The organism is Sphingopyxis sp. (assembly GCF_025869345.1).
Taxonomy (GTDB): Bacteria; Pseudomonadota; Alphaproteobacteria; order Sphingomonadales; family Sphingomonadaceae; genus Sphingopyxis.
Genome location: NZ_JAOZVW010000126.1, coordinates 24,495 through 31,312 on the forward strand (window position 1 = coordinate 24,495; position 6,818 = coordinate 31,312).

At 67.0% G+C, this 6,818-nt stretch carries 7 protein-coding genes; all 7 read left to right on the plus strand.

Going from position 1 to position 6,818, the window contains the following annotated elements; all coding sequences use genetic code 11:
- Positions 1 to 18: 18 nt before the first annotated feature.
- The 7 genes from OJI97_RS13460 (at position 19) to OJI97_RS13490 (ending at position 6,643) form a co-directional block, all read left to right on the plus strand.
- Positions 19 to 1,107: a flagellar basal body P-ring protein FlgI gene (locus OJI97_RS13460; protein ID WP_297664261.1), complete on the plus strand. Its 1,089-nt coding sequence runs from the start codon at positions 19 to 21 to the stop codon at positions 1,105 to 1,107.
- Positions 1,104 to 1,421 (plus strand): rod-binding protein, encoded by a 318-nt coding sequence (locus tag OJI97_RS13465; RefSeq protein ID WP_297664250.1) that lies wholly within the window; start codon positions 1,104 to 1,106, stop codon positions 1,419 to 1,421. Before OJI97_RS13460 ends, OJI97_RS13465 begins: the two co-directional genes overlap by 4 nt.
- Positions 1,418 to 2,743, plus strand: a complete 1,326-nt coding sequence (gene flgK, locus OJI97_RS13470; RefSeq protein WP_297664252.1) for a flagellar hook-associated protein FlgK — start codon at positions 1,418 to 1,420, stop codon at positions 2,741 to 2,743. Before OJI97_RS13465 ends, flgK begins: the two co-directional genes overlap by 4 nt.
- A 13-nt stretch (positions 2,744 to 2,756) precedes the next feature.
- Complete coding sequence (locus OJI97_RS13475; protein WP_297664254.1) at positions 2,757 to 3,587, plus strand: flagellin; 831 nt, start codon at positions 2,757 to 2,759, stop codon at positions 3,585 to 3,587.
- Positions 3,588 to 3,677: 90 nt separating this feature from the next.
- Positions 3,678 to 4,541, plus strand: a complete 864-nt coding sequence (gene motA / locus OJI97_RS13480) for a flagellar motor stator protein MotA (protein ID WP_257545802.1) — start codon at positions 3,678 to 3,680, stop codon at positions 4,539 to 4,541.
- A complete protein-coding gene (locus OJI97_RS13485) occupies positions 4,542 to 5,399 on the plus strand; it encodes a flagellar motor protein MotB (protein WP_297664257.1) in 858 nt (285 codons plus the stop codon).
- A gap of 179 nt (positions 5,400 to 5,578) precedes the next feature.
- On the plus strand, positions 5,579 to 6,643 hold the full coding sequence (locus OJI97_RS13490; protein ID WP_297664259.1) for a sigma-54-dependent Fis family transcriptional regulator: 1,065 nt from the start codon (positions 5,579 to 5,581) through the stop codon (positions 6,641 to 6,643).
- Positions 6,644 to 6,818: the final 175 nt, after the last annotated feature.

Genomic DNA, 6,818 nt, shown 5'->3' on the forward strand with positions numbered 1-6,818 from the left:
ACCCAGCGTCCAACCCTCATCGCCCTGATCGCTCTGTTTCTGACGAGCCTCGTCTTCGCCGCCCCGGCGCAGGCCGAGCGGATCAAGGATATGGGCCAGTTCCAGGGACTGCGCGCGAACCAGCTCACCGGCTACGGCATCGTCGTCGGCCTGGCGGGGACGGGCGACGACAGCCTCGACTATTCGACGCTGGGGATGAAGGGCGCGGTCTCGCGCTTCGGCCTCACGCTGCCGCCGGGGGTCAACCCGGCGCTCAAGAACGCCGCGGCGGTGATGATCACGGCCGAGCTGCCGCCCTTCGCCAAGCCCGGCCAGCGCCTCGACGTCACGGTTTCGGCGATCGGCAAATCGAAGAGCCTGCGCGGCGGCACATTGGTGCTCGCCCCGCTCTATGGCGCCGATGGACAGATTTATGCGATGGTGCAGGGCAATCTCGTCATCGGCGGCCTCGGCGTCGATGCCGCCGACGGGTCGAAGCTGACGGTCAATGTCCCGTCGAGCGGCCGGATCGCCGGCGGCGCGACGGTCGAGCGCGCGGTCGACACGGGTTTTGCCGCCAGCGACCGGCTGACCTTCAACCTCCACCAGTTCGACGCGACCAACGCCAAGCGCGTCACCGACGCGATCAACCAGGCGCTGCCGGGTTCGGCGGTGATGATCGACGGCGCCAGCATCGCGATCCGTGCGGATGGCGGCAACGACGAACGGATGCGGCTGATGTCGCGGATCGAGAATCTCGATGTCGTCCGCTCCGAGCCGCCGGCGCGGGTGATCGTCAACGCGCGCACCGGCACGGTCGTGATCAACGGCGCGGTCCGCGTCGGCACCGCGGCGGTGTCGCAGGGCAAGCTGACCGTTTCGATCAAGGAATCGCCGATGGTCGTGCAGCCCGCGCCGTTCAGCCGCGGCGAAACCGCGGTCGAGCAGTCGAGCGATATCAGCGTCGACCAGGATTATCGTCCGATGATGATGGTGAAATCCACCGCATCGCTTTCCGAGCTCGTCGATGCGATCAATCGCATGGGCGTTCCCCCCGGCGACCTCGTCGCCATCCTCGAAGCGCTGAGCCAGGCCGGCGCGCTGACAGCGGAACTGGTGATCATATGACGATGCCCATCTCCTCTTCCTACGCTTCGACCCCCGCGCCCGCCGCGGCCGGGGGCGGGAGCGGCGACGGCGGCCTGCGCAAGGCGGCCGAGGCCTTCGAGGCGGTGATCCTCCGCCAGCTGATGAGCTCGATGCGCCAGGCGAAGCTCGGCGACGACATCTTCGGGTCGAGCGCGACCGACAATTTCCGCGAAATGGCCGATGCCAAGACCGCGGATTCGATGGCCGCGCTCCGCCAGTTCGGCATCGCCGACATGGTCGAGGCGCAGCTCAAGGGCCGCGCCATGGCCGCGGGCGGAGGGGGCCTCCAGTGAGCGATCTTCTCAGCATCGGCTACACCGGCCTGCGCGCCTATTCGAAGGCGCTGTCGACCGTCGGCGACAATATCGCCAACGCACAGACGCCGGGCTATGCGCGGCGCCGGCTCGACCTTGCCGAAGTGCCGGCGGGCACCAACATGGTGCTCTATCGCGGCAGCACGACCCCGGGCGGCGTCGATATCAAGGGCGTCGTGCGCTCGGTCGACCAGTGGCTGATCAACGATGCGCGCATCTCGTCGGGCGATTCCGAACGCGCGGCGGCCAAGCTCGACTGGATGAACCGCGTCGAAAGCGCGCTCAGCGACGACAGCAACGGCATCAAGACCGCGCTGACCACGCTCTACACGACCGCCGACCAGCTCACCGCCGATCCGTCGAACCCGACGCTGCGCGCGCAATTCCTTCAAGCCGCGAGCGATGTCGCCGCGGGCTTTCAGACCGCCGCGAACCGCCTGTCGAGCCTGTCGGACGGCGTGTCGGCCGCGGGCACGGCCGAGGTGTCGCAGTTCAACACCAACCTGAACGCGCTCGAACAGATCAACGTCGGCCTGCGCAAGGCGCGCGACGGGTCGACCAACCAGGCGGCGCTGATGGACGAACGCGACCGGCTGCTCGACCAATTGTCGTCGCAGGCGGGGGTCAGCGCGACCTTCGACGCGCATGGCGCGGTGACGGTGCGTGCGACCGGAAGCGGCGACCTGCTCGTGGGCGGCGGCGTGGTGACGCCGATCGCGATGACCGCTGCGGCCGACGGCCGCATCGCCTATACGATCGGCGGATCGCCTTTTCCCAACGCGACGGGTTCGCTTGCCGGTTTTGCCGAGGCGGCGAACCATATCGCCGACCAGCGCGCCGGGCTCGACACGATGGCGACGCAGTTCGCGGGCGAGCTCAATGCCGCGCATCAGGCGGGTATCGATGCCGACGGCAACGCCGGCCAGCCGCTCTTCACCGGTACCACGGCCGCGACTCTGACCGCGACGCCGCTGACCGCGAGCCAGGTCGCCGCCGCCGACACGACGAGCGGTAACGGCAATATGCTGGCGCTCGGCGCGATGCGCGGCGCGAACGATCCCGAGGCGGCCTGGTCGGGCCATATCGCAACGCAGGCGCAGACGACGGCCTCGGCGCGCGCGCAGGACGCCGCCGCGACGACGCGCGCGGACGGCGCCGCCGCCTCGCGCGATTCGGTGAGCGAGGTCAATCTCGACAATGAAGCCGCCGAGCTGCTGCGTTTCCAGCAGGCCTATTCGGCGGCGGCGCGCACGATCCAGGTCGCGCGCGAAACGATGCAGACGCTGCTCAGCTCGCTGTAGGAGGGCCGGAGAGATGATTAACGCCGTGGGCAATCGCATGACGCGCGAGATCGCGCGCCAGTCCAGGCTCGCCGATGCGCTCGAACGCACGCAGATCCAGATTTCGACCGGCCTCAGGATGCAACGCATGTCGGACGACCCCGTCGCCGCGCGCCGCGTGCTGACGATCGGCACGACGCAGGCGAGCATGACGAGCTGGCAGGCGAATATCAAATCGGCCACCGCGCAGACCGCGCAGGCCGATGGCGTGCTCAAGTCGGTGAGCGAGCTGCTGGCGCGCGCGAACGAGCTGACGCTGTCGGCGGCGAGCGACACCGCGAGCCCGAGCGACCGCGCGACGATCGCCGCCGAACTGGGCGCACTGGCCGACGAGATCGACGCTTTCGCGGCGACGCGCGACGCGAATGGCGAGCCGCTGTTCGCCGCCGGCAACGCCCGCGTCGTCCGCTTCGATTCGGACGTCGCCTTCGCGCCGGTGCCGTCGGCGGCGACCGCTTTCGTCGTCGGGGGCAATTCGCTGTCGACCAGCCTGCGCGACGCCGCGAGCGCGATCACGGCGGGCGACAAGCCCGGCATGAACGCCGCGCTGACCACCATCACCGCCGCGATCGGCCATGTCGCCGACCAGAATGCCGCGCTCGGCCTGTCGGCCGGCCGGCTCGAACGCATCGGCGAATCGCTGTCGGCGCGCGGGATCGAGATCGCCGACGAGCGCCAGTCGATCGAGGAAACCGACCTCGAAACGGCGATCGCTGAGCTGAATGCCCAGGATCTGACGCTCAGCGCCGCACAGGCGGCCTTTGCCAAGATCAACCGGCAGACTTTGTTCGATCTTTTGACCTGACGCGCTCAACTTCGGCGGCGCGCTGCCGTTAAGCATAAAGACGTCCTTTGAATTTTTCCGGGGGTTCGCCCCCAATGGAGTTGCCCGCGCATGTTTCCCGTAATCGGCATCGTCGTTCTGATCCTGCTGGTGTTCGGGGGGTTTGCGTTCACCGGCGGCAATCTGACCCCGGTGCTCCACGCGCTTCCGCATGAAATGCTGATCATCGGCGGCGCCGCGGTCGGCTCGCTGATCATCGGCAATTCGGGCGCCGACCTGAAAGCGCTCGCGGGCGGGCTCGGCAAGGTGTTCAAAGGCCCTGCCTACAAGAAGCAGGATTATCTCGACTGTATCCTGCTCGTCTCGACGCTGATGAAGATGATGCGCACCGAGGGGCCGGTCGCGGTCGAACCGCATATCGAGGAGCCGAAAAGCTCGCCGATCTTTCAGCAATATCCCAAGCTTTTGAAGGACGACACGCTCGTCCACCTGATCTGCGATACGCTGCGCCTCGTCGTCGTCTCGTCGGGGACGCTCGACCCCCACGCGGTCGAGGACGTCATGGACAATGCGCTGAAAAACCATCGCCACCACGCGCTGAAGCCCGCCGAAGGGCTCCAGAGCCTCGCCGACGCGCTTCCGGCTCTCGGCATCGTCGCCGCGGTGCTCGGCGTCGTGAAAACGATGGGCTCGATCGACAAGCCGCCCGAGATCCTGGGCGCGATGATCGGCTCGGCGCTCGTCGGCACCTTCCTCGGCGTGCTCCTCGCCTATGGCCTCGTCGGGCCGTTCGCGGCGCGCGCGAAGACGGTGATCGAAAGCGACGCCGCCATCTATCACACGGTGAAGCAACTCATCATCGCCTCGCTCCACGGCCATCCGCAGCCGCTCGTCATCGAAGCCGCGCGCTCGGGGGTCGACCATCTGAACCAGCCGAGCTTCGCCGAGGTCTTCGACGGCATGAGAGGACGCTAAATGGCTGCGCGTCCCAATCTTGTTCGGCCGATCATCGTCAAGAAGGTGATCGAGGAAGCGCATGGCGGCCATCACGGCGGCGCCTGGAAGGTCGCCTATGCCGACTTCGTGACCGCGATGATGGCCTTCTTCCTGCTGATGTGGCTGCTCGGCGCGACCACCGAAAAGCAGCGCAAGGCGCTCGCCGACTATTTCGCGCCGACGATCGTGCGGACGAAGCAGGAGAGCGCCGGCGGCGCCAGTCTGTTCGGCGGCGATTCGATCGTCTCCGCCGACAATTATCCGCACCGCGCGGGGCAGACCGGCACCCGCTCGCTCACCATCCCCAAGGACGCCGTCGGCGGACCGAAGGAGGCCGCGGGCCGCGAGCACGAGAAGGAAAAATTCGCGCAGGTCGCAAAGTCGATGATGGAGCGGGTGCAGAAGAAGGGCGAGCTCAAGCGGCTCGCGCGCAACCTGCGCTTCACCGTCACGACCGAGGGGATGCGGATCGACGTCGTCGACGACGCCGACTTCTCGATGTTCGTGATGGGCACCAGCCAGCTCACCCCCGCGGGCGCGAAACTGTTCAGCGAAATCGCGGGGCCGATCGCCGAGACGCCGAACCGGCTGATGATCCGCGGCCACACCGATGCCGCGCCCTGGTCGGCGAAGGCGGGGATGAACAATTGGCGCCTGTCGGTGGACCGCGCCGAAGTCGTGCGGAACTTTCTCGAGTATCGCGGCGTTGCCGGAGAACGCTATGCGCGCATCGAAGGGGTCGCCGATCGCGAGCCCTATAACCCCGTCGATCGATTCGATCCGCGCAACCGCCGCATCTCGATCACGCTCGGCTGGCGGATGGGGGATGAGAATTAGCGCCAATTTGGCGGCATTCCAAAACCTTAACGACGCGATTGCGCGGCCATTATCGCCATATTGGTAATAACTCTTTGATTTCAAGGAGTTGTGATCCTTTGGATAATCTTTCGTTTACCATTTTCCTCAATCTCTCCCTCCATCGAAAGCGCCGATTGGGGGGCGCGGTGGAGACGAAAATGACCGTGGGGCAGAACAAGGGGGCGGCGCCGTCGGCGCTTGAGACGCTGATCATCGGGCACAGCCCGGCGGTGGAGCGGCTGCGCGAAATGATCCGGCGGGTGGCCCGTTCGAATGCGTCGGTGCTGCTCTGCGGCCCGTCGGGCTCGGGCAAGGAACTCGTCGCCCGCGCCATCCACGACGAAGGCGTGCGCGCCGACAACGCCTTCACCGCGATCAACTGCGGCGCCATTCCCAGCGACCTCATCGAATCCGAACTCTTCGGCCATGAAAAGGGCAGCTTCACCGGCGCCCATGCCCGCCGCATCGGCCATTTCGAGGCGAGCGACGGCGGCACCCTGTTTCTCGACGAAATCGGCGACATGCGCTTCGACATGCAGGTCAAGCTGCTCCGCGTGCTCGAGGACCGGACGATCGTCCGCGTCGGCAGCAGCGAGGTCCGCCCCGTCGACATCCGCCTGATTTCCGCGACGCACCAGGATCTGGGCGACGCGATCGCCGACGGCAAGTTCCGCGAGGATCTGTTCTTCCGCCTCGGCGTCGTCGTCATCCAGGTGCCGGCCCTTGCCGCCCGCGTCGAGGATATTCCGGCGCTGATCCGCCATTTCCAGCGCAAGATGCCTGCCGACGCCAAGTGCCGCTATGACGAAGGCGCGCTTGCCGTGCTGATGCAGCACCAATGGCCGGGCAACGTCCGCGAGCTTCGCAACTTCGTCGAGCGCGCGAGCGTGCTCCACGGCGGCGAGACGCTGAGCGCAGAGGATGTCACGATCCTCCTCAATCCCACCGCCGTGCCCGTTCTGCGCCCGGTCGCCTCGCACAGCCCCGCCATGGTGTCTGCCGACGACGAGGATCATCTCGCCGCGCATCCCGCCAAGATGCCGGCACCCGGCCGCCCGATCGACCTCAAGCGCGAGATCGAGACGATCGAGCTCGAACAGATTCACAACGCCCTCGATCTCGCCGACGGGATCATCTCCGAAGCCGCGCGCCTGCTGACGCTCAAGCGGACGACGCTGATCGAGAAGATGCGCAAATATGGAGTTCAGCAGCAGGCCGCCTGACGACTACCCCACCAGTTTTCGGCGCCGCTGAAATCGGCACCGGCTCCCTGTTTCCCGGCCGTCCGTCCCCACATCGGCGGCCCGGAGCAGGGGGCCGGTGCCGAACCCATTTGGGGGCGGAGTACACCGCGTCATTGCGAGCGCAGCGAAGCAATCCAGAGTGTGCGTAAACCGC